Annotated in this window: 36 protein-coding genes and 1 pseudogene; 19 read left to right on the top strand and 18 right to left on the bottom strand. The window is 46.7% G+C overall.

The window, feature by feature from the left end; translation table 11 throughout:
- Both J5M56_RS26835 and bor read left to right on the top strand, forming a co-directional pair.
- Positions 1–104, top strand: a 104-nt coding sequence (locus J5M56_RS26835) for a DUF1398 family protein (protein ID WP_220272607.1), incomplete at its 5' end; no start/stop codon positions are given.
- A 289-nt stretch (positions 105–393) separates the two neighbouring features.
- A complete protein-coding gene (gene bor / locus J5M56_RS22780; RefSeq protein WP_000738492.1) occupies positions 394–687 on the top strand; it encodes a serum resistance lipoprotein Bor in 294 nt (97 codons plus the stop codon).
- 31 nt (positions 688–718) lie between these two features.
- On the opposite strand, the gene rzpD is transcribed toward bor, so the two are convergent.
- The 17 genes and pseudogenes from rzpD to J5M56_RS22690 form a co-directional block, all read right to left on the bottom strand.
- Complete coding sequence (rzpD, locus tag J5M56_RS22775) at positions 719–1,180, bottom strand: prophage endopeptidase RzpD (protein WP_000092275.1); 462 nt, start codon at positions 1,178–1,180, stop codon at positions 719–721.
- Positions 1,177–1,653 carry a glycoside hydrolase family protein gene (locus J5M56_RS22770; RefSeq protein WP_000229403.1) on the bottom strand — a complete coding sequence of 159 codons (477 nt, stop codon included), beginning with the start codon at positions 1,651–1,653 and terminating at the stop codon, positions 1,177–1,179. The genes rzpD and J5M56_RS22770 overlap by 4 nt, the downstream gene beginning before the upstream one ends.
- Positions 1,637–1,954 (bottom strand): annotated as a pseudogene (locus J5M56_RS26830) (phage holin, lambda family). The gene J5M56_RS22770 and the pseudogene J5M56_RS26830 overlap by 17 nt, the downstream one beginning before the upstream one ends.
- 682 nt (positions 1,955–2,636) lie before the next feature.
- The gene (locus J5M56_RS22755; RefSeq protein ID WP_001235459.1) at positions 2,637–3,260 is read right to left on the bottom strand and encodes an antitermination protein; all 624 of its coding nucleotides are present in this window, start codon (positions 3,258–3,260) and stop codon (positions 2,637–2,639) included.
- Positions 3,257–3,922 carry a serine/threonine protein phosphatase gene (locus J5M56_RS22750; RefSeq protein ID WP_001271136.1) on the bottom strand — a complete coding sequence of 222 codons (666 nt, stop codon included), beginning with the start codon at positions 3,920–3,922 and terminating at the stop codon, positions 3,257–3,259. Before J5M56_RS22750 ends, J5M56_RS22755 begins: the two co-directional genes overlap by 4 nt.
- Positions 3,900–4,106 (bottom strand): phage NinH family protein, encoded by a 207-nt coding sequence (locus J5M56_RS22745; RefSeq protein WP_002901791.1) that lies wholly within the window; start codon positions 4,104–4,106, stop codon positions 3,900–3,902. The genes J5M56_RS22750 and J5M56_RS22745 overlap by 23 nt, the downstream gene beginning before the upstream one ends.
- Positions 4,103–4,714 (bottom strand): recombination protein NinG, encoded by a 612-nt coding sequence (locus J5M56_RS22740; RefSeq protein ID WP_001108044.1) that lies wholly within the window; start codon positions 4,712–4,714, stop codon positions 4,103–4,105. Before J5M56_RS22740 ends, J5M56_RS22745 begins: the two co-directional genes overlap by 4 nt.
- Positions 4,707–4,877, bottom strand: a complete 171-nt coding sequence (locus tag J5M56_RS27255) for a protein NinF (protein WP_000566997.1) — start codon at positions 4,875–4,877, stop codon at positions 4,707–4,709. Before J5M56_RS27255 ends, J5M56_RS22740 begins: the two co-directional genes overlap by 8 nt.
- A complete protein-coding gene (locus J5M56_RS22730) occupies positions 4,874–5,056 on the bottom strand; it encodes a NinE family protein (protein ID WP_000113775.1) in 183 nt (60 codons plus the stop codon). Before J5M56_RS22730 ends, J5M56_RS27255 begins: the two co-directional genes overlap by 4 nt.
- The gene (gene ninD, locus J5M56_RS22725) at positions 5,023–5,193 is read right to left on the bottom strand and encodes a protein NinD (protein ID WP_223368622.1); all 171 of its coding nucleotides are present in this window, start codon (positions 5,191–5,193) and stop codon (positions 5,023–5,025) included. Before ninD ends, J5M56_RS22730 begins: the two co-directional genes overlap by 34 nt.
- Positions 5,193–6,065, bottom strand: a complete 873-nt coding sequence (locus J5M56_RS22720) for a phosphoadenosine phosphosulfate reductase family protein (RefSeq protein ID WP_207937851.1) — start codon at positions 6,063–6,065, stop codon at positions 5,193–5,195. Before J5M56_RS22720 ends, ninD begins: the two co-directional genes overlap by 1 nt.
- Positions 6,062–6,502: a recombination protein NinB gene (locus J5M56_RS22715; protein ID WP_000736903.1), complete on the bottom strand. Its 441-nt coding sequence runs from the start codon at positions 6,500–6,502 to the stop codon at positions 6,062–6,064. Before J5M56_RS22715 ends, J5M56_RS22720 begins: the two co-directional genes overlap by 4 nt.
- A 73-nt stretch (positions 6,503–6,575) precedes the next feature.
- Positions 6,576–6,866, bottom strand: a complete 291-nt coding sequence (locus J5M56_RS22710; RefSeq protein ID WP_000145933.1) for a protein ren — start codon at positions 6,864–6,866, stop codon at positions 6,576–6,578.
- Positions 6,863–7,564 carry a replication protein P gene (locus tag J5M56_RS22705; RefSeq protein WP_000788910.1) on the bottom strand — a complete coding sequence of 234 codons (702 nt, stop codon included), beginning with the start codon at positions 7,562–7,564 and terminating at the stop codon, positions 6,863–6,865. The genes J5M56_RS22710 and J5M56_RS22705 overlap by 4 nt, the downstream gene beginning before the upstream one ends.
- Positions 7,561–8,460 carry a replication protein gene (locus J5M56_RS22700; protein ID WP_000185505.1) on the bottom strand — a complete coding sequence of 300 codons (900 nt, stop codon included), beginning with the start codon at positions 8,458–8,460 and terminating at the stop codon, positions 7,561–7,563. Before J5M56_RS22700 ends, J5M56_RS22705 begins: the two co-directional genes overlap by 4 nt.
- Before the next feature lie 32 nt (positions 8,461–8,492).
- The gene (locus tag J5M56_RS22695) at positions 8,493–8,786 is read right to left on the bottom strand and encodes a lambda phage CII family protein (RefSeq protein WP_000251069.1); all 294 of its coding nucleotides are present in this window, start codon (positions 8,784–8,786) and stop codon (positions 8,493–8,495) included.
- Positions 8,787–8,904: 118 nt separating this feature from the next.
- The gene (locus J5M56_RS22690; RefSeq protein WP_000437875.1) at positions 8,905–9,105 is read right to left on the bottom strand and encodes a Cro/CI family transcriptional regulator; all 201 of its coding nucleotides are present in this window, start codon (positions 9,103–9,105) and stop codon (positions 8,905–8,907) included.
- 100 nt (positions 9,106–9,205) lie between these two features.
- Here J5M56_RS22690 and J5M56_RS22685 point away from each other — a divergent pair, with 100 nt between their 5' ends.
- From J5M56_RS22685 to J5M56_RS22670, 4 genes are all read left to right on the top strand, one after another.
- A complete protein-coding gene (locus J5M56_RS22685; protein WP_000104864.1) occupies positions 9,206–9,919 on the top strand; it encodes a LexA family transcriptional regulator in 714 nt (237 codons plus the stop codon).
- Positions 9,920–10,031: 112 nt separating this feature from the next.
- A complete protein-coding gene (locus J5M56_RS22680; RefSeq protein ID WP_000788349.1) occupies positions 10,032–10,871 on the top strand; it encodes a protein rexA in 840 nt (279 codons plus the stop codon).
- Positions 10,872–10,886: 15 nt separating this feature from the next.
- Positions 10,887–11,321, top strand: a complete 435-nt coding sequence (locus tag J5M56_RS22675; protein WP_001245922.1) for a protein rexB — start codon at positions 10,887–10,889, stop codon at positions 11,319–11,321.
- 464 nt (positions 11,322–11,785) lie between these two features.
- A complete protein-coding gene (locus tag J5M56_RS22670; protein ID WP_001564525.1) occupies positions 11,786–12,109 on the top strand; it encodes an antitermination protein N in 324 nt (107 codons plus the stop codon).
- Here the strand turns inward: J5M56_RS22670 and J5M56_RS22665 are convergent, their stop codons facing one another.
- Entirely contained in the window at positions 12,110–12,592 is a 483-nt protein-coding gene (locus tag J5M56_RS22665) for a superinfection exclusion B family protein (RefSeq protein WP_000281856.1), read from the bottom strand.
- A 266-nt stretch (positions 12,593–12,858) separates the two neighbouring features.
- On the opposite strand from J5M56_RS22665, the gene J5M56_RS22660 reads away from it, so the two are divergent.
- The 13 genes from J5M56_RS22660 to J5M56_RS22595 all read left to right on the top strand — a co-directional run bounded on the left by J5M56_RS22660 (position 12,859) and on the right by J5M56_RS22595 (position 18,286).
- Positions 12,859–13,059, top strand: coding sequence for an antirestriction Ral family protein (locus J5M56_RS22660; protein ID WP_000213975.1), 201 nt, complete (start codon positions 12,859–12,861; stop codon positions 13,057–13,059).
- A 182-nt stretch (positions 13,060–13,241) separates the two neighbouring features.
- Entirely contained in the window at positions 13,242–13,610 is a 369-nt protein-coding gene (locus J5M56_RS22655) for a DUF2528 family protein (protein WP_000065374.1), read from the top strand.
- A gap of 79 nt (positions 13,611–13,689) precedes the next feature.
- Positions 13,690–13,959 (top strand): host cell division inhibitory peptide Kil, encoded by a 270-nt coding sequence (kil, locus tag J5M56_RS27250; RefSeq protein WP_001130922.1) that lies wholly within the window; start codon positions 13,690–13,692, stop codon positions 13,957–13,959.
- Positions 13,960–14,033: 74 nt separating this feature from the next.
- Positions 14,034–14,330, top strand: coding sequence for a host-nuclease inhibitor Gam family protein (locus tag J5M56_RS22640; protein ID WP_000995451.1), 297 nt, complete (start codon positions 14,034–14,036; stop codon positions 14,328–14,330).
- Between the two features lie 5 nt (positions 14,331–14,335).
- Entirely contained in the window at positions 14,336–15,121 is a 786-nt protein-coding gene (gene bet / locus J5M56_RS22635; RefSeq protein WP_000100844.1) for a phage recombination protein Bet, read from the top strand.
- Complete coding sequence (locus tag J5M56_RS22630; RefSeq protein WP_000186853.1) at positions 15,118–15,798, top strand: lambda exonuclease family protein; 681 nt, start codon at positions 15,118–15,120, stop codon at positions 15,796–15,798. Before bet ends, J5M56_RS22630 begins: the two co-directional genes overlap by 4 nt.
- Complete coding sequence (locus J5M56_RS22625; protein ID WP_001251812.1) at positions 15,789–15,977, top strand: DUF1317 domain-containing protein; 189 nt, start codon at positions 15,789–15,791, stop codon at positions 15,975–15,977. The genes J5M56_RS22630 and J5M56_RS22625 overlap by 10 nt, the downstream gene beginning before the upstream one ends.
- On the top strand, positions 15,950–16,141 hold the full coding sequence (locus J5M56_RS22620; protein ID WP_015979260.1) for a DUF1382 family protein: 192 nt from the start codon (positions 15,950–15,952) through the stop codon (positions 16,139–16,141). Before J5M56_RS22625 ends, J5M56_RS22620 begins: the two co-directional genes overlap by 28 nt.
- A gap of 391 nt (positions 16,142–16,532) precedes the next feature.
- Positions 16,533–16,754, top strand: a complete 222-nt coding sequence (locus J5M56_RS22615; RefSeq protein WP_000763367.1) for a TraR/DksA family transcriptional regulator — start codon at positions 16,533–16,535, stop codon at positions 16,752–16,754.
- Entirely contained in the window at positions 16,751–17,299 is a 549-nt protein-coding gene (locus J5M56_RS22610; protein WP_001289873.1) for an ead/Ea22-like family protein, read from the top strand. The genes J5M56_RS22615 and J5M56_RS22610 overlap by 4 nt, the downstream gene beginning before the upstream one ends.
- Before the next feature lie 191 nt (positions 17,300–17,490).
- Positions 17,491–17,772 carry a hypothetical protein gene (locus tag J5M56_RS22605; RefSeq protein ID WP_000026224.1) on the top strand — a complete coding sequence of 94 codons (282 nt, stop codon included), beginning with the start codon at positions 17,491–17,493 and terminating at the stop codon, positions 17,770–17,772.
- Between the two features lie 88 nt (positions 17,773–17,860).
- On the top strand, positions 17,861–18,028 hold the full coding sequence (locus J5M56_RS22600) for a hypothetical protein (protein ID WP_000545733.1): 168 nt from the start codon (positions 17,861–17,863) through the stop codon (positions 18,026–18,028).
- 39 nt (positions 18,029–18,067) lie between these two features.
- On the top strand, positions 18,068–18,286 hold the full coding sequence (locus J5M56_RS22595; RefSeq protein WP_002414258.1) for an excisionase: 219 nt from the start codon (positions 18,068–18,070) through the stop codon (positions 18,284–18,286).
- Positions 18,287–18,296 lie beyond the last annotated feature (10 nt).

The raw sequence follows: 18,296 nt of genomic DNA, 5'->3' as shown, positions 1-18,296 counted from the left end.
GGGTTACAAATATCCATGAACATAAAAGATATTACTATACCTTTGATAATTCATTACTATTTACTGAGAGCATTCAGAACACTACACAAATCTTTCCACGCTAAATCATAACGTCCGGTTTCTTCCGTGTCAGCACCGGGGCGTTGGCATAATGCAATACGTGTACGCGCTAAACCCTGTGTGCATCGTTTTAATTATTCCCGGACACTCCCGCAGAGAAGTTCCCCGTCAGGGCTGTGGACATAGTTAATCCGGGAATACAATGACGATTCATCGCACCTGACATACATTAATAAATATTAACAATATGAAATTTCAACTCATTGTTTAGGGTTTGTTTAATTTTCTACACATACGATTCTGCGAACTTCAAAAAGCATCGGGAATAACACCATGAAAAAAATGCTACTCGCTACTGCGCTGGCCCTGCTTATTACAGGATGTGCTCAACAGACGTTTACTGTTCAAAACAAACCGGCAGCAGTAGCACCAAAGGAAACCATCACCCATCATTTCTTCGTTTCTGGAATTGGGCAGAAGAAAACTGTCGATGCAGCCAAAATTTGTGGCGGCGCAGAAAATGTTGTTAAAACAGAAACCCAGCAAACATTCGTAAATGGATTGCTCGGTTTTATTACTTTAGGCATTTATACTCCGCTGGAAGCGCGTGTGTATTGCTCACAATAATTGCATGAGTTGCCCATCGATATGGGCAACTCTATCTGCACTGCTCATTAATATACTTCTGGGTTCCTTCCAGTTGTTTTTGCATAGTGATCAGCCTCTCTCTGAGGGTGAAATAATCCCGTTCAGCGGTGTCTGCCAGTCGGGGGGAGGCTGCATTATCCACGCCGGAGGCGGTGGTGGCTTCACGCACTGACTGACAGACTGCTTTGATGTGCAACCGACGACGACCAGCGGCAACATCATCACGCAGAGCATCATTTTCAGCTTTAGCATCAGCTAACTCCTTCGTGTATTTTGCATCGAGCGCAGCAACATCACGCTGACGCATCTGCATGTCAGTAATTGCCGCGTTCGCCAGCTTCAGTTCTCTGGCATTTTTGTCGCGCTGGGCTTTGTAGGTAATGGCGTTATCACGGTAATGATTAACAGCCCATGACAGGCAGACGATGATGCAGATAACCAGAGCGGAGATAATCGCGGTGACTCTGCTCATACATCAATCTCTCTGACCGTTCCGCCCGCTTCTTTGAATTTTGCAATCAGGCTGTCAGCCTTATGCTCGAACTGACCATAACCAGCGCCCGGCAGTGAAGCCCAGATATTGCTGCAACGGTCGATTGCCTGACGGATATCACCACGATCAATCATAGGTAAAGCGCCACGCTCCTTAATCTGCTGCAATGCCACAGCGTCCTGACTTTTCGGAGAGAAGTCTTTCAGGCCAAGCTGCTTGCGGTAGGCATCCCACCAACGGGAAAGAAGCTGGTAGCGTCCGGCGCCTGTTGATTTGAGTTTTGGGTTTAGCGTGACAAGTTTGCGAGGGTGATCGGAGTAATCAGTAAATAGCTCTCCGCCTACAATGACGTCATAACCATGATTTCTGGTTTTCTGACGTCCGTTATCAGTTCCCTCCGACCACGCCAGCATATCGAGGAACGCCTTACGTTGATTATTGATTTCTACCATCTTCTACTCCGGCTTTTTTAGCAGCGAAGCGTTTGATAAGCGAACCAATCGAGTCAGTACCGATGTAGCCGATAAACACGCTCGTTATATAAGCGAGATTGCTACTTAGTCCGGCGAAGTCGAGAAGGTCACGAATGAACTAGGCGATAATGGCGCACATCGTTGCGTCGATTACTGTTTTTGTAAACGCACCGCCATTATATCTGCCGCGAAGGTACGCCATTGCAAACGCAAGGATTGCCCCGATGCCTTGTTCCTTTGCCGCGAGAATGGCGGCCAACAGGTCATGTTTTTCTGGCATCTTCATGTCTTACCCCCAATAAGGGGATTTGCTCTATTTAATTAGGAATAAGGTCGATTACTGATAGAACAAATCCAGGCTACTGTGTTTAGTAATCAGATTTGTTCGTGACCGATATGCACGGGCAAAACGGCAGGAGGTTGTTAGCGCGACCTCCTGCCACCCGCTTTCACGAAGGTCATGTGTAAAAGGCCGCAGCGTAACTATTACTAATGAATTCAGGACAGACAGTGGCTACGGCTCAGTTTGGGTTGTGCTGTTGCTGGGCGGCGATGACGCCTGTACGCATTTGGTGATCCGGTTCTGCTTCCGGTATTCGCTTAATTCAGCACAACGGAAAGAGCACTGGCTAACCAGGCTCGCCGACTCTTCACGATTATCGACTCAATGCTCTTACCTGTTGTGCAGATATAAAAAATCCCGAAACCGTTATGCAGGCTCTAACTATTACCTGCGAACTGTTTCGGGATTGCATTTTGCAGACCTCTCTGCCTGCGATGGTTGGAGTTCCAGACGATACGTCGAAGTGACCAACTAGGCGGAATCGGTAGTAAGCGCCGCCTCTTTTCATCTCACTACCACAACGAGCGAATTAACCCATCGTTGAGTCAAATTTACCCAATTTTATTCAATAAGTCAATATCATGCCGTTAATATGTTGCCATCCGTGGCAATCATGCTGCTAACGTGTGACCGCATTCAAAATGTTGTCTGCGATTGACTCTTCTTTGTGGCATTGCACCACCAGAGCGTCATACAGCGGCTTAACAGTGCGTGACCAGGTGGGTTGGGTAAGGTTTGGGATTAGCATCGTCACAGCGCGATATGCTGCGCTTGCTGGCATCCTTGAATAGCCGACGCCTTTGCATCTTCCGCACTCTTTCTCGACAACTCTCCCCCACAGCTCTGTTTTGGCAATATCAACCGCACGGCCTGTACCATGGCAATCTCTGCATCTTGCCCCCGGCGTCGCGGCACTACGGCAATAATCCGCATAAGCGAATGTTGCGAGCACTTGCAGTACCTTTGCCTTAGTATTTCCTTCAAGCTTTGCCACACCACGGTATTTCCCCGATACCTTGTGTGCAAATTGCATCAGATAGTTGATAGCCTTTTGTTTGTCGTTCTGGCTGAGTTCGTGCTTACCGCAGAATGCAGCCATACCGAATCCGGCTTGTGATTGCGCCATCCCCATAGCAGCCATCACATCAGTACCGGAAAGAGAGTCAGAAGCCGTGGCCCGTGGTGAGTCGCTCATCATCGGGCTTTTTGGCGAATGAAATTTAGCTACGCTTTCGAGTCTCATGCGCCTTCTCCCTGTACCTGAATCAATGTTAGGTTTCCGCAGAACACTGCGCCGGTATCGATATACATTTGGTTGGCAAACTTGAGTGGTTTCACTGCTGGCGTATGACCAAAGATGAACGTGTCCGCGCCTTTGATTTCTTTCACGATCCCGTTTTGTGAGTTGCTGATTCGTTCGCGGTTCCAGATTACCTGCTGATGATCAACTGGCTTTCCAAACTCGTATTCGTCAAAGGGATAATCGGCGTGGCAGATAACATATTTTTTATCTTTGCTCACCAGTTCGATGATTAACGGAAGTTCATCTGCTTTATGGGCAAGAGCTTTAGCCAGAATTTCTTTGTCGTAATCGAGATTAAAGAACCAGCCACCGCCATTAAGCAGCCAGTGATTAACGTTTCCACGCTCTGATAAGCCATCAATCATCATTTGCTCATGGTTTCCACGTACAGCTCTGAACCAGGGGAATGTGATTAATTCCAGGCATTCAACGTTCTCTGCACCACGATCAACCAAATCGCCCACCGAGATAAGCAGGTCTTTTTTGTTGTCGAATCCAATCGTATCCAGTTTGTTCATCAGGTTCGTGTAGCATCCGTGCAGATCGCCAACTACCCAAATATTTCGGTATTTGCTGCCATCAATTTTTTCGTAATAGCGCATCTCTTTCACTCCATCCGCGATGAACCATGAGAACGTCGTTGACGATGGCGTGCATTTTCCCGTCTTTATCATCAACGTATTTTCTGACCGTACCGCGACTACATTTCAGTCTGCGTGCTACTTCTGTCTGATTTCCGTATGTTTCAACGAGCATGTCTGGAATGGTTTTTACTGAGAACGTCATGCGGCCTCACTTCTGCTATTTCGCAGGTCTTTGAGTTTCTGTTGGTACTCTGCCTTGATCGCCTTGCACTCTTCGATAGTCCAGCGATGGCGGTTATGGTTTGATTCGATTTCGTCTACTGCTTCCTGCCCGATGCGGCTAATCAGTTCGACGCGATACGGAACGAGATTTCCGCTTTTGTGCTGGTTGCACACCACGCATTGCTTGTGAATATTGCGTTCATTAAATCGGAGTTGAGGTGCCGCAGCAGTTGTCCGGTAATGTCCGGCATCCCACTGAGCAGACGTGAGCGTTCCGCACGAGATACATGGTAAGTCGCGGTCTCTTTCTCTGATGAAGGCGTTTACGGCTTGTTGGGCTTGTTTAATCCAGTAACTGCGGGGCTTTAAGGCGAGTTTTCGAATCTTAAGTTTATCTTTCTGTTTCTGCTCCTCTCGTCGTCGTTTCTTCTCTGCTGCTTTTTCCGCTTTTTCGCGTTCTTTACTTCGTCGTTCGAGTGCTATCTTGGTTCCACACTCTGGAGAGCACCACCACTGATTAGCGAATGCAGGGTGAAACCATTCCCGGCATTCATCGTTTTTACATCGTCTTCGCGCTGGTTTAGCCATCATCTTCTTCCTCGTGCATCGAGCTATTCGGATCGCTCATCAGTTCTGCGCAGCAGTGCTCACACACGTGAACTTCCAGCACATGCAGCTTCTGACCGCAGTTAGCGCACGTTAAAGCTCGCTCGACGCTTTCTTGTTCGTAACTTCGATTTTGGTCAATCACCTTGTTTTCCTCGCACGACGTCTTAGCCACCGGATATCCCACAGGTGAGCCGTGTAGTTGAAGGTTTTTACGTCAGATTCTTTTGGGATTGGCTTGGGTTTATTTCTGGTGCGTTTCGTTGGAAGGTATTTGCAGTTTTCGCAGATTATGTCGGTGATACTTCGTCGCTGTCTCGCCACACGTCCTCCTTTTCCTGCGGTAGTGGTAACACCCCTGTTGGTGTTCTTTCACACCGGAGACACCATCGATTCCAGTAAGGTTGATTTGGTCGGAAGCGGTTATCTTCTTTGCATTCACCGCACCGATAACATCGCATCATGCAGCTTCCCTCCCGAAGTCGAAATCAAGCTGCCCTCCAAATATTTCGCATGACTCAGAACAAGAGCCGGTATCGAATCTTTTAGCTCGTACCATGTCCTGATACAGGGCTTGATAATCATTTTCTGAATACATTTTCGCGATACCGTCCAGCGACATTCTTCCTCGGTACATAATCTCCTTTGGCGTTTCCCGATGTCCGTCACGCACATGGGATCCCGTGATGACCTCATTAAAAACACGCTGCAATCCCTCCTCATCTTTGCAGGCAAGTCCGATTTTTTGCGTTGATTTTTTAATGCAGAATATGCAGTTACCGAGATGTTCCGGTATTTGCAAATCGAATGGTTGTTGCTTCCACCATGCGAGGATATCTTCCTTCTCAAAGTCTGACAGTTCAGCAAGATATCTGATTCCAGGCTTTGGCTTTAGCCGCTTCGGTTCATCAGCTCTGATGCCAATCCACGTGGTGTAATTCCCTCGCCCGAAATGGTCATCACAGTATTTGGTGAAGGGAACGAGTTTTAATCTGTCAGTGCAGAACGCGCCGCCGACGTATGGAGTGCCATATTTCTTTACCATATCGATAAATGGCTTCAGAACAGGCATTCGCGTCTGAATATCCTTTGGTTCCCATACCGTATAACCATTTGGCTGTCCAAGCTCCGGGTTGATATCAACCTGCAATAAGGTGAGCGGTATATCCCAGAACTTCACAACTTCCCTGACAAACCGATATGTCATTGGATGTTCACAACCTGTATCCATGAAAACGTAATGCACGTCTTTACCTGCCCGTCGCTTTTGCTCCATTAGCCAGAGCAAATATGCTGACGTCCTGCCACCGGAGAAACTAACGACATTTATCATGCAGCCCTGTCTCCCCATCTCGCTTTCCACTCCAGAGCCAGTCTCGCTTCGTCTGACCACTTAACGCCACGCTCTGTACCGAATGCCTGTATAAGCTCTAATAGCTCCGCAAATTCGCCTACACGCATCCTGCTGGTTGACTGGCCTATTACCACAAAGCCATTCCCGGCAAGGTTAGGAACAACATCCTGCTGCTTTAATGCTGCGGTAAACACACACTTCCAGCTTTCTGCATCCAGCCAGCGACCATGCCATTCAACCTGACGAGAGACGTCACCTAAGCAGGCCCATAGCTTCCTGTTTTGGTCTAAGCTGCGGTTGCGTTCCTGAATGGTTACTACGATTGGTTTGGTTGGGTCTGGAAGGATTTGCTGTACTGCGTGAATAGCGTTTTGCTGATGTGCTGGAGATCGAATTTCAAAGGTTAGTTTTTTCATGACTTCCCTCTCCCCCAAATAAAAAGGCCTGCGATTACCAGCAGGCCTGTTATTAGCTCAGTAATGTAGATGGTCATCTTTTAACTCCATATACCGCCAATACCCGTTTCATCGCGGCACTCTGGCGACACTCCTTAAAAACCAGGTTCGTGCTCATCTTTCCTTCCCGTTCTTCCCTGGTAGCAAACCGGTAATACACCGTTCGCCAGACCTTACCTTCGATAACCAGAAGACCTGCCCGTGCCATTTTAGCCGCGGCCTGATTTATGCTGGTTACTGTTGCGCCTGTTAGCGCGGCAACGTCCGGCGCACAGAAGCTATTATGCGTCCCCAGGTAATGAATAATTGCCTCTTTGCCCGTCATACACTTGCTCCTTTCAGTCCGAACTTAGCTTTGATTTCTGCGATCTTCGCCAGAGCCTGTGCACGATTTAGAGGTCTACCGCCCATGACAGGAAGTTGTTTTACTGGTTCAGGGATCGCCTCACCACGGTTAATTCTCGCAGTCATATGGACAAGCTCATCTGCGGCCTTACGGCGTAATTCCGCATCAGTAAGCGCATTGGCCCGCATGTTCTGATACAGGTTGGTAACCAGCCAGTAGTGCGCGTTTGATTTCCACGGATAAGACTCCGCATCCGGATACAGGCCTCGCTTCCGGCAATACTCGTAAACCATATCAACCAGCTCGCTGACGTTTGGCAGTCCGGCGGTAACGGATGCTTCTTCCCGGCACCATGCAACAAACTGCCCGGGTGATGGCAGAAATGGTCGATTCTGCCGACGGGCTACGCGCATTCCTGCGTTAACCTGTTCCATCGTGGTGATCCCGTTTTCCCGAAAAGCCAGAACCCACTGGCGACGGATTTCGTTCACTTCGTTCTGGTCACGGTTAGCCAGGCTCGCCGGGAAAGTTGCCAGTAACTGGCTGAACACACCGTTGATGATCTGCGCTACCTGCTGTACCTGCGGCTTTTCGTCGTACTGTTCCGGCATGTTGTTGGCGATCCGACGCATCTGCTCACGGTCAAAGTTAACCATCTGTGCGGCGATGTTTTTCATAGATCCACCCCGTAAATCCAGTCTGTGTTTGTCAGGTCGAGTTTTGGTTTGCTGGCTGTCACGCCTGCCTGTTGCTTGTTACGGTTGATTTCGAGTTGGGTCCACTTATCGCGGAGTTTGGCCGGGCTCAGCACGTTACCGGACCAGAAGTTGTCCTGGCATGCCCAGCGGAACAGCACACACATGTCGCGGTGGTTACGTCCGTCACGTTCACGCATCAGGCGGATATCGTTAGCCCACCCAGCAAAATTCGGTTTTCTGGCTGATGGTGCGATAGTCTTCACCATGTCAAACATCCACTCTGCGGCGGTCAGGTCTTCTGCTGTCCCCCACTTGCTGCCGCTCTGAATTGCAGCATCCGGTTTCACCACAGAAAGGTCGTTTTCTGGCTGGTCAGAGGATTCGCCAGAATTCTCTGACGAATAATCTTTTCTTTTTTCTTTTGTAATAGTGTCTTTTGTGTCCCCCTGTTTTGAGGGATAGCAATCCCCCAATTTGAGGGATGTTTTATCCCTCGTTTTAGGGGATTTTCCCTCGTTTTGAGGGATGCACCATTCTGAGATGTTTTTATTTGGTCCAAACATGCCGCCTTGCTGCTTGATAATATTCATTCTGACGAGTTCTAACTTGGCTTCATTGCACCGTTTGACAGGTAACTTTGTAATCTCGCTAAGTTGAGAATCGGTGATTCTGTCCATTGGTTTATTCCACCCATAGGTTTTACGCAGAATGGCAAGCAGCACTTTAAACTGTCGCTTGGTCAGATCTGCGCCCGAATAAGCCTCAAGCAGCATATTTGATAGTCTGGCGTAACCATCATCGAGATCTGCCACATTACGCTCCTGTCCGGCAAAGTTACCTCTGCCGAAGTTGAGTATTTTTGCTGTATTTGTCATAATGACTCCTGTTGATAGATCCAGTAATGACCTCAGAACTCCATCTGGATTTGTTCAGAACGCTCGGTTGCCGCCGGGCGTTTTTTATTGGTGAGAATCGCAGCAACTTGTCGCGCCAATCGAGCCATGTCGTCGTCAACGACCCCCCATTCAAGAACAGCAAGCAGCATTGAGAACTTTGGAATCCAGTCCCTCTTCCACCTGCTGATCTGCGACTTATCAACGCCCACAGCTTCCGCTGTCTTCTCAGTTCCAAGCATTGCGATTTTGTTAAGCAACGCACTCTCGATTCGTAGAGCCTCGTTGCGTTTGTTTGCACGAACCATATGTAAGTATTTCCTTAGATAACAATTGATTGAATGTATGCAAATAAATGCATACACCATAGGTGTGGTTTAATTTGATGCCCTTTTTCAGGGCTGGAATGTGTAAGAGCGGGGTTATTTATGCTGTTGTTTTTTTGTTACTCGGGAAGGGCTTTACCTCTTCCGCATAAACGCTTCCATCAGCGTTTATAGTTAAAAAAATCTTTCGGCCTGCATGAATGGCCTTGTTGATCGCGCTTTGATATACGCCGAGATCTTTAGCTGTCTTGGTTTGCCCAAAGCGCATTGCATAATCTTTCAGGGTTATGCGTTGTTCCATACAACCTCCTTAGTACATGCAACCATTATCACCGCCAGAGGTAAAATAGTCAACACGCACGGTGTTAGATATTTATCCCTTGCGGTGATAGATTTAACGTATGAGCACAAAAAAGAAACCATTAACACAAGAGCAGCTTGAGGACGCACGTCGCCTTAAAGCAATTTATGAAAAAAAGAAAAATGAACTTGGCTTATCCCAGGAATCTGTCGCAGACAAGATGGGGATGGGGCAGTCAGGCGTTGGTGCTTTATTTAATGGCATCAATGCATTAAATGCTTATAACGCCGCATTGCTTACAAAAATTCTCAAAGTTAGCGTTGAAGAATTTAGCCCTTCAATCGCCAGAGAAATCTACGAGATGTATGAAGCGGTTAGTATGCAGCCGTCACTTAGAAGTGAGTATGAGTACCCTGTTTTTTCTCATGTTCAGGCAGGGATGTTCTCACCTAAGCTTAGAACCTTTACCAAAGGTGATGCGGAGAGATGGGTAAGCACAACCAAAAAAGCCAGTGATTCTGCATTCTGGCTTGAGGTTGAAGGTAATTCCATGACCGCACCAACAGGCTCCAAGCCAAGCTTTCCTGACGGAATGTTAATTCTCGTTGACCCTGAGCAGGCTGTTGAGCCAGGTGATTTCTGCATAGCCAGACTTGGGGGTGATGAGTTTACCTTCAAGAAACTGATCAGGGATAGCGGTCAGGTGTTTTTACAACCACTAAACCCACAGTACCCAATGATCCCATGCAATGAGAGTTGTTCCGTTGTGGGGAAAGTTATCGCTAGTCAGTGGCCTGAAGAGACGTTTGGCTGATCGGCAAGGTGTTCTGGTCGGCGCATAGCTGATAACAATTGAGCAAGAATCTTCATCGAATTAGGGGAATTTTCACTCCCCTCAGAACATAACATAGTAAATGGATTGAATTATGAAGAATGGTTTTTATGCGACTTACCGCAGCAAAAATAAAGGGAAAGATAAGCGCTCAATAAACCTGTCTGTTTTCCTTAATTCTCTGCTGGCTGATAATCATCACCTGCAGGTTGGCTCCAATTATTTGTATATTCATAAAATCGATGGAAAAACTTTTCTCTTTACCAAAACAAATGACAAGAGTCTGGTTCAGAAGATAAATCGCTCTAAAGCTTCAGTTGAAGATATTAAGAACAGCCTCGCAGATGACGAATCATTGGGATTCCCATCTTTTTTGTTTGTTGAAGGCGACACCATTGGTTTTGCCAGAACTGTTTTCGGGCCGACCACATCCGATCTGACAGATTTTTTAATCGGGAAAGGAATGTCATTAAGCAGTGGAGAGCGCGTTCAGATAGAGCCACTGATGAGGGGAACCACCAAAGACGATGTTATGCATATGCATTTCATCGGCCGAACAACGGTGAAGGTAGAAGCCAAGCTACCTGTATTTGGCGATATATTAAAGGTCTTAGGGGCAACAGATATTGAAGGGGAGCTTTTTGACTCATTGGATATAGTCATTAAGCCAAAATTTAAAAGGGATATAAAAAAGGTTGCCAAGGATATTATTTTTAACCCGTCACCTCAATTTTCAGACATTAGCCTGCGGGCAAAAGATGAGGCCGGAGATATTTTAACAGAACATTATCTATCAGAAAAAGGCCATCTCTCAGCGCCTCTGAACAAGGTCACCAATGCTGAGATAGCTGAAGAGATGGCATATTGCTACGCAAGAATGAAAAGTGATATACTGGAATGTTTTAAAAGGCAGGTGGGCAAAGTTAAGGATTAATTATCAGGAGTAATTATGCGGAACAGAATCATGCCTGGTGTTTACATAGTAATAATTCCTTACGTTATCGTAAGCATTTGCTATCTCCTTTTCCGCCACTACATTCCTGGTGTTTCTTTTTCAGCTCATAGAGATGGTCTTGGGGCGACATTGTCATCATATGCAGGAACCATGATTGCAATCCTGATTGCTGCCTTGACGTTTCTAATCGGAAGCAGAACGCGCCGACTGGCCAAGATTAGAGAGTATGGGTATATGACATCGGTAGTTATTGTCTATGCCCTTAGTTTTGTTGAGCTTGGAGCTTTGTTTTTCTGCGGGTTATTGCTTCTTTCCAGCATAAGCGGCTACATGATACCCACTATCGCCATCGGCATTGCCTCTGCATCGTTCATTCATATATGCATCCTTGTTTTCCAACTATATAATTTGACCAGAGAACAAGAATAACCCGGCCTCAGCGCCGGGTTTTCTTTGCCTCACGATCGCCCCCAAAACACATAACCAATTGTATTTATTGAAAAATAAATAGATACAACTCACTAAACATAGCAATTCAGATCTCTCACCTACCAAACAATGCCCCCCTGCAAAAAATAAATTCATATAAAAAACATACAGATAACCATCTGCGGTGATAAATTATCTCTGGCGGTGTTGACATAAATACCACTGGCGGTGATACTGAGCACATCAGCAGGACGCACTGACCACCATGAAGGTGACGCTCTTAAAAATTAAGCCCTGAAGAAGGGCAGCATTCAAAGCAGAAGGCTTTGGGGTGTGTGATACGAAACGAAGCATTGGCCGTAAGTGCGATTCCGGATTAGCTGCCAATGTGCCAATCGCGGGGGGTTTTCGTTCAGGACTACAACTGCCACACACCACCAAAGCTAACTGACAGGAGAATCCAGATGGATGCACAAACACGCCGCCGCGAACGTCGCGCAGAGAAACAGGCTCAATGGAAAGCAGCAAATCCCCTGTTGGTTGGGGTAAGCGCAAAACCAGTTAACCGCCCTATTCTCTCGCTGAATCGCAAACCGAAATCACGAGTAGAAAGCGCACTAAATCCGATAGACCTTACAGTGCTGGCTGAATACCACAAACAGATTGAAAGCAACCTGCAACGTATTGAGCGCAAGAATCAGCGCACATGGTACAGCAAGCCTGGCGAACGCGGCATAACATGCAGTGGACGCCAGAAAATTAAGGGAAAATCGATTCCTCTTATCTAGTTACTTAGATATTGGCCTTGGCTTTATCTCAATATTATATGGATCATAGCTGGCAACTAATTCAGTCCAGTAAATATCCTCAATAGGGAATAATATATGCTTTCCATTCCATCGGGAAAAAGTTTTGTTCAACACACCAAGCTCAATCAACTCACTAATGTATGGGAATTGTTTTGATGTAACCACATACTTCCTGCCTTCATTAAGGGCTGCGCACAAAACCATAGATTGCTCTTCTGTAAGGTTTTGAATTACTGATCGCACTTTATCGTTTTGCATCTTAATGCGTTTTCTTAGCTTAAATCGCTTATATCTGGCGCTGGCAATAGCTGATAATCGATGCACATTAATTGCTAGCGAAAATGCAAGAGCAAAGACGAAAACATGCCACACATGAGGAATACCGATTCTCTCATTAACATATTCAGGCCAGTTATCTGGGCTTAAAAGCAGAAGTCCAACCCAGATAACGATCATATACATGGTTCTCTCCAGAGGTTCATTACTGAACACTCGTCCGAGAATAACGAGTGGATCCATTTCTATACTCATCAAACTGTAGGGGTTGTAATAGTTTATCCGATTTCTCGCTGTAGGGGTACACGAGAACCACCGAGCCTGATGTGGTTAAAAGACAGGCACAATCTTTACTACCGCAATCCACTATTTAAGGTGATATATGGAAGAAGAATTTGAAGAGTTCGAAGAGCATCCTCAGGATGTGATGGAACAATACCAGGACTATCCGTATGACTACGACTATTGATAAAAATCAATGGTGTGGACAATTCAAGCGATGCAATGGATGCAAGCTGCAATCGGAATGCATGGTTAAGCCTGAAGAAATGTTTCCTGTAATGGAAGATGGGAAATATGTCGATAAATGGGCAATACGAACGACGGCAATGATTGCCAGAGAACTTGGTAAACAGAACAACAAAGCTGCCTGATAGTGGCCTTTATTTTTGGCATAAATAACAGAATAAACACTGCACTGTGTATTCATTCCAACGAGTGAATACACGGAGCAATGTCGCTCGTAACTAAACAGGAGCCGACTTGTTCTGATTATTGGAAATCTTCTTTGCCCTCCAGTGTGAGGGCGATTTTTTATCTGTGAGGATATGAACAGATGTCAAACATCAAAAAATACATCATTGATTACGACTGGAAAGCATCAATAGAAATTGAAATCGACCATGACGTAATGACAGAGGAAAAACTTCACCAGATTAATAATTTCTGGTCAGACTCTGAATACCGACTCAATAAACACGGCTCTGTATTAAATGCTGTATTAATCATGCTGGCGCAACATGCTCTGCTTATAGCAATTTCAAGCGACTTAAATGCATATGGTGTTGTGTGTGAGTTCGACTGGAATGATGGAAATGGTCAGGAAGGATGGCCTCCAATGGATGGTAGCGAAGGAATAAGAATTACCGATATCGATACATCAGGAATATTTGATTCAGATGATATGACTATCAAGGCCGCCTGAGTGCGGTTTTACCGCATACCAATAACGCTTCACTCGAGGCGTTTTTCGTTATGTATAAATAAGGAGCACACCATGCAATATGCCATTGCAGGGTGGCCTGTTGCTGGCTGCCCTTCCGAATCTTTACTTGAACGAATCACCCGTAAATTACGTGACGGATGGAAACGCCTTATCGACATACTTAATCAGCCAGGAGTCCCAAAGAATGGATCAAACACTTATGGCTATCCAGACTAAATTCACTATCGCCACTTTTATTGGCGATGAAAAGATGTTTCGTGAAGCCGTCGACGCTTATAAAAAATGGATATTAATACTGAAACTGAGATCAAGCAAAAGCATTCACTAACCCCCTTTCCTGTTTTCCTAATCAGCCCGGCATTTCGCGGGCGATATTTTCACAGCTATTTCAGGAGTTCAGCCATGAACGCTTATTACATTCAGGATCGTCTTGAGGCTCAGAGCTGGGCGCGTCACTACCAGCAGCTCGCCCGTGAAGAGAAAGAGGCAGAACTGGCAGACGACATGGAAAAAGGCCTGCCCCAGCACCTGTTTGAATCGCTATGCATCGATCATTTGCAACGCCACGGGGCCAGCAAAAAATCCATTACCCGTGCGTTTGATGACGATGTTGAGTTTCAGGAGCGCATGGCAGAACACATCCGGTACATGGTTGAAACCATTGCTCACCACCAGGTTGATATTGATTCAGAGGTATAAAACGAATGAGTACTGCACTCGCAACGCTGGCTGGGAAGCTGGCTGAACGTGTCGGCATGGATTCTGTCGACCCACAGGAACTGATCACCACTCTTCGCCAGACGGCATTTAAAGGTGATGCCAGCGATGCGCAGTTCATCGCATTACTGATCGTTGCCAACCAGTACGGCCTTAATCCGTGGACGAAAGAAATTTACGCCTTTCCTGATAAGCAGAATGGCATCGTTCCGGTGGTGGGCGTTGATGGCTGGTCCCGCATCATCAATGAAAACCAGCAGTTTGATGGCATGGACTTTGAGCAGGACAATGAATCCTGTACATGCCGGATTTACCGCAAGGACCGTAATCATCCGATCTGCGTTACCGAATGGATGGATGAATGCCGCCGCGAACCATTCAAAACTCGCGAAGGCAGAGAAATCACGGGGCCGTGGCAGTCGCATCCCAAACGGATGTTACGTCATAAAGCCATGATTCAGTGTGCCCGTCTGGCCTTCGGATTTGCTGGTATCTATGACAAGGATGAAGCCGAGCGCATTGTCGAAAATACTGCATACACTGCAGAACGTCAGCCGGAACGCGACATCACTCCGGTTAACGATGAAACCATGCAGGAGATTAACACTCTGCTGATCGCCCTGGATAAAACATGGGATGACGACTTATTGCCGCTCTGTTCCCAGATATTTCGCCGCGACATTCGTGCATCGTCAGAACTGACACAGGCCGAAGCAGTAAAAGCTCTTGGATTCCTGAAACAGAAAGCCGCAGAGCAGAAGGTGGCAGCATGACACCGGACATTATCCTGCAGCGTACCGGGATCGATGTGAGAGCTGTCGAACAGGGGGATGATGCGTGGCACAAATTACGGCTCGGCGTCATCACCGCTTCAGAAGTTCACAACGTGATAGCAAAACCCCGCTCCGGAAAGAAGTGGCCTGACATGAAAATGTCCTACTTCCACACCCTGCTTGCTGAGGTTTGCACCGGTGTGGCTCCGGAAGTTAACGCTAAAGCACTGGCCTGGGGAAAACAGTACGAGAACGACGCCAGAACCCTGTTTGAATTCACTTCCGGCGTGAATGTTACTGAATCCCCGATCATCTATCGCGACGAAAGTATGCGTACCGCCTGCTCTCCCGATGGTTTATGCAGTGACGGCAACGGCCTTGAACTGAAATGCCCGTTTACCTCCCGGGATTTCATGAAGTTCCGGCTCGGTGGTTTCGAGGCCATAAAGTCAGCTTACATGGCCCAGGTGCAGTACAGCATGTGGGTGACGCGAAAAAATGCCTGGTACTTTGCCAACTATGACCCGCGTATGAAGCGTGAAGGCCTGCATTATGTCGTGATTGAGCGGGATGAAAAGTACATGGCGAGTTTTGACGAGATCGTGCCGGAGTTCATCGAAAAAATGGACGAGGCACTGGCTGAAATTGGTTTTGTATTTGGGGAGCAATGGCGATGACGCATCCTCACGATAATATCCGGGTAGGCGCAATCACTTTCGTCTACTCCGTTACAAAGCGAGGCTGGGTATTTCCCGGCCTTTCTGTTATCCGAAATCCACTGAAAGCACAGCGGCTGGCTGAGGAGATAAATAATAAACGAGGGGCTGTATGCACAAAGCATCTTCTGTTGAGTTAAGAACGAGTATCGAGATGGCACATAGCCTTGCTCAAATTGGAATCAGGTTTGTGCCAATACCAGTAGAAACAGACGAAGAATTTCATACGTTAGCCGCATCCCTTTCACAAAAGCTGGAAATGATGGTGGCGAAAGCAGAAGCAGATGAGAGAAACCAGGTATGACAACCACGGAATGCATTTTTCTGGCAGCGGGCTTCATATTCTGTGTGCTTATGCTTGCCGACATGGGACTTGTTCAATGACACCTCAGCAGGAAAACGCCCTTCGCAGCATTGCCCGTCAGGCTAATTCTGAAATCAAAAAAAGCCAGACAGCAGTTTCCGGATAAAAACGTCGATGACATTTGCCGTAGCGTACTGAAGAAGCACCGCGAAACGGTAACGCTGATGGGATTCACACCGACTCATTTAAGCCTGGCAATCGGCATGTTAAACGGCGTCTTTAAGGAACGATGAACATGAAAAGCAAAATCATCAGGGAGCTACAGGCTCCTTTTTTATTATTCGCATTCACCCTCAAGCGTATTAACCAACAGTTCAGGGATTAATGAAAGATGGCAGACATCATTGATTCAGCATCAGAAATAGAAGAATTACAGCGCAACACAGCAATAAAAATGCGCCGCCTGAACCACCAGGCTATATCTGCCACTCATTGTTGTGAGTGTGGCGATCCGATAGATGAACGAAGACGCCTGGTCGTTCAGGGTTGTCGGACTTGTGCAAGTTGCCAGGAGGATCTGGAACTTATCAGTAAACAGAGAGGTTCGAAGTGAGCGAAATTAACTCTCAGGCACTGCGTGAAGCGGCAGAGCAGGCAATGCATGACGACTGGGGATTTGACGCAGACCTTTTCCATGAATTGGTAACACCATCGATTGTGCTGGAACTGCTGGATGAACGGGAAAGAAACCAGCAATACATCAAACGCCGCGACCAGGAGAACGAGGATATTGCGCTAACAGTAGGGAAACTGCGTGTTGAGCTTGAAACAGCAAAATCAAAACTCAACGAGCAGCGTGAGTATTACGAAGGTGTTATCTCGGATGGGAGTAAGCGTATTGCTAAACTGGAAAGCAACGAAGTCCGTGAAGACGGAAACCAGTTTCTTGTTGTTCGCCATCCTGGGAAGACTCCTGTTATCAAGCACTGCACTGGTGACCTGGAAGAGTTTCTGCGGCAGTTAATCGAACAAGACCCGTTAGTAACTATCGACATCATTACGCATCGCTATTACGGGGTTGGAGGTCAATGGGTTCAGGATGCAGGTGAGTATCTGCATATGATGTCTGACGCTGGCATTCGCATCAAAGGAGAGTGAGATCGGTTTTGTAAAAGATAACGCTTGTGAAAATGCTGAATTTCGCGTCGTCTTCACAGCGATGCCAGAGTCTGTAGTGTCAGATGATGACCGTACTCAAACATCGGGTTGAGTATTATCTTACTGTTTCTTTACATAAACATTGCTGATACCGTTTAGCTGAAACGACATACATTGCAAGGAGTTTATAAATGAGTATCAATGAGTTAGAGTCTGAGCAAAAAGATTGGGCGTTATCAATGTTGTGCAGATCCGGTGTCTTGTCTCCATGCAGACATCACGAAGGTGTTTATGTAGATGAAGGTATAGATATAGAGTCGGCATACAAATATTCCATGAAGGTTTATAAGTCTAATGAAGACAAATCCCCATTCTGCAATGTGCGAGAAATGACTGATACCGTGCAAAATTATTATCACGAGTACGGTGGAAACGATACTTGCCCTCTCTGTACAAAACATATAGATGATTAAACCCAATATTACATAACAATCCTCGCACTCGCGGGGATTTATTTTATCTGAACTCGCTACGGCGGGTTTTGTTTTATGGAGATGATAAATGCACTTCCGAGTCACAGGAGAATGGAATGGAGAGCCATTCAACAGAGTTATCGAAGCGGAGAACATCAACGACTGCTACGACCACTGGATGATATGGGCGCAGATAGCACATGCAGACGTAACCAATATTCGAATTGAAGAACTGAAAGAACACCAAGCCGCCTGATGGCGGTTTTTTCTTGCGTGTAATTGCGGAGACTTTGCGATGTACTTGACACTTCAGGAGTGGAACGCACGCCAGCGACGTCCAAGAAGCCTTGAAACAGTTCGTCGATGGGTTCGGGAATGCAGGATATTCCCACCTCCGGTTAAGGATGGAAGAGAGTATCTGTTCCACGAATCAGCGGTAAAGGTTGACTTAAATCGACCAGTAACAGGTGGCCTTTTGAAGAGGATCAGAAATGGGAAGAAGGCGAAGTCATGAGCGCCGGGAT

Source organism: Pseudomonas sp. 51_B (assembly GCF_017491595.1).
GTDB classification, from domain to species: domain Bacteria; phylum Pseudomonadota; class Gammaproteobacteria; order Pseudomonadales; family Pseudomonadaceae; genus Aquipseudomonas; species Aquipseudomonas promysalinigenes.
This window is presented reverse-complemented; position numbering and strand designations above follow the sequence as displayed.

Excerpts from the sequence above, each read along its gene's own strand:
- bor (WP_000738492.1), top strand. The coding sequence starts at position 394 with ATGAAAAAAATGCTACTCGCTACTGCGCTGGCCCTGCTTATTACAGGA.
- rzpD (WP_000092275.1), bottom strand. The coding sequence starts at position 1,180 with ATGAGCAGAGTCACCGCGATTATCTCCGCTCTGGTTATCTGCATCATC.
- J5M56_RS22770 (WP_000229403.1), bottom strand. The coding sequence starts at position 1,653 with ATGGTAGAAATCAATAATCAACGTAAGGCGTTCCTCGATATGCTGGCG.
- J5M56_RS22755 (WP_001235459.1), bottom strand. The coding sequence starts at position 3,260 with ATGAGACTCGAAAGCGTAGCTAAATTTCATTCGCCAAAAAGCCCGATG.
- J5M56_RS22750 (WP_001271136.1), bottom strand. The coding sequence starts at position 3,922 with ATGCGCTATTACGAAAAAATTGATGGCAGCAAATACCGAAATATTTGG.
- J5M56_RS22745 (WP_002901791.1), bottom strand. The coding sequence starts at position 4,106 with ATGACGTTCTCAGTAAAAACCATTCCAGACATGCTCGTTGAAACATAC.
- J5M56_RS22740 (WP_001108044.1), bottom strand. The coding sequence starts at position 4,714 with ATGGCTAAACCAGCGCGAAGACGATGTAAAAACGATGAATGCCGGGAA.
- ninD (WP_223368622.1), bottom strand. The coding sequence starts at position 5,193 with ATGCGATGTTATCGGTGCGGTGAATGCAAAGAAGATAACCGCTTCCGA.
- J5M56_RS22720 (WP_207937851.1), bottom strand. The coding sequence starts at position 6,065 with ATGATAAATGTCGTTAGTTTCTCCGGTGGCAGGACGTCAGCATATTTG.
- J5M56_RS22715 (WP_000736903.1), bottom strand. The coding sequence starts at position 6,502 with ATGAAAAAACTAACCTTTGAAATTCGATCTCCAGCACATCAGCAAAAC.
- J5M56_RS22710 (WP_000145933.1), bottom strand. The coding sequence starts at position 6,866 with ATGACGGGCAAAGAGGCAATTATTCATTACCTGGGGACGCATAATAGC.
- J5M56_RS22705 (WP_000788910.1), bottom strand. The coding sequence starts at position 7,564 with ATGAAAAACATCGCCGCACAGATGGTTAACTTTGACCGTGAGCAGATG.
- J5M56_RS22700 (WP_000185505.1), bottom strand. The coding sequence starts at position 8,460 with ATGACAAATACAGCAAAAATACTCAACTTCGGCAGAGGTAACTTTGCC.
- J5M56_RS22695 (WP_000251069.1), bottom strand. The coding sequence starts at position 8,786 with ATGGTTCGTGCAAACAAACGCAACGAGGCTCTACGAATCGAGAGTGCG.
- J5M56_RS22690 (WP_000437875.1), bottom strand. The coding sequence starts at position 9,105 with ATGGAACAACGCATAACCCTGAAAGATTATGCAATGCGCTTTGGGCAA.
- J5M56_RS22685 (WP_000104864.1), top strand. The coding sequence starts at position 9,206 with ATGAGCACAAAAAAGAAACCATTAACACAAGAGCAGCTTGAGGACGCA.
- J5M56_RS22680 (WP_000788349.1), top strand. The coding sequence starts at position 10,032 with ATGAAGAATGGTTTTTATGCGACTTACCGCAGCAAAAATAAAGGGAAA.
- J5M56_RS22675 (WP_001245922.1), top strand. The coding sequence starts at position 10,887 with ATGCGGAACAGAATCATGCCTGGTGTTTACATAGTAATAATTCCTTAC.
- J5M56_RS22670 (WP_001564525.1), top strand. The coding sequence starts at position 11,786 with ATGGATGCACAAACACGCCGCCGCGAACGTCGCGCAGAGAAACAGGCT.
- J5M56_RS22665 (WP_000281856.1), bottom strand. The coding sequence starts at position 12,592 with ATGTATATGATCGTTATCTGGGTTGGACTTCTGCTTTTAAGCCCAGAT.
- J5M56_RS22660 (WP_000213975.1), top strand. The coding sequence starts at position 12,859 with ATGACTACGACTATTGATAAAAATCAATGGTGTGGACAATTCAAGCGA.
- J5M56_RS22655 (WP_000065374.1), top strand. The coding sequence starts at position 13,242 with ATGTCAAACATCAAAAAATACATCATTGATTACGACTGGAAAGCATCA.
- kil (WP_001130922.1), top strand. The coding sequence starts at position 13,690 with ATGCCATTGCAGGGTGGCCTGTTGCTGGCTGCCCTTCCGAATCTTTAC.
- J5M56_RS22640 (WP_000995451.1), top strand. The coding sequence starts at position 14,034 with ATGAACGCTTATTACATTCAGGATCGTCTTGAGGCTCAGAGCTGGGCG.
- bet (WP_000100844.1), top strand. The coding sequence starts at position 14,336 with ATGAGTACTGCACTCGCAACGCTGGCTGGGAAGCTGGCTGAACGTGTC.
- J5M56_RS22630 (WP_000186853.1), top strand. The coding sequence starts at position 15,118 with ATGACACCGGACATTATCCTGCAGCGTACCGGGATCGATGTGAGAGCT.
- J5M56_RS22625 (WP_001251812.1), top strand. The coding sequence starts at position 15,789 with ATGGCGATGACGCATCCTCACGATAATATCCGGGTAGGCGCAATCACT.
- J5M56_RS22620 (WP_015979260.1), top strand. The coding sequence starts at position 15,950 with ATGCACAAAGCATCTTCTGTTGAGTTAAGAACGAGTATCGAGATGGCA.
- J5M56_RS22615 (WP_000763367.1), top strand. The coding sequence starts at position 16,533 with ATGGCAGACATCATTGATTCAGCATCAGAAATAGAAGAATTACAGCGC.
- J5M56_RS22605 (WP_000026224.1), top strand. The coding sequence starts at position 17,491 with ATGAGTATCAATGAGTTAGAGTCTGAGCAAAAAGATTGGGCGTTATCA.
- J5M56_RS22600 (WP_000545733.1), top strand. The coding sequence starts at position 17,861 with ATGCACTTCCGAGTCACAGGAGAATGGAATGGAGAGCCATTCAACAGA.
- J5M56_RS22595 (WP_002414258.1), top strand. The coding sequence starts at position 18,068 with ATGTACTTGACACTTCAGGAGTGGAACGCACGCCAGCGACGTCCAAGA.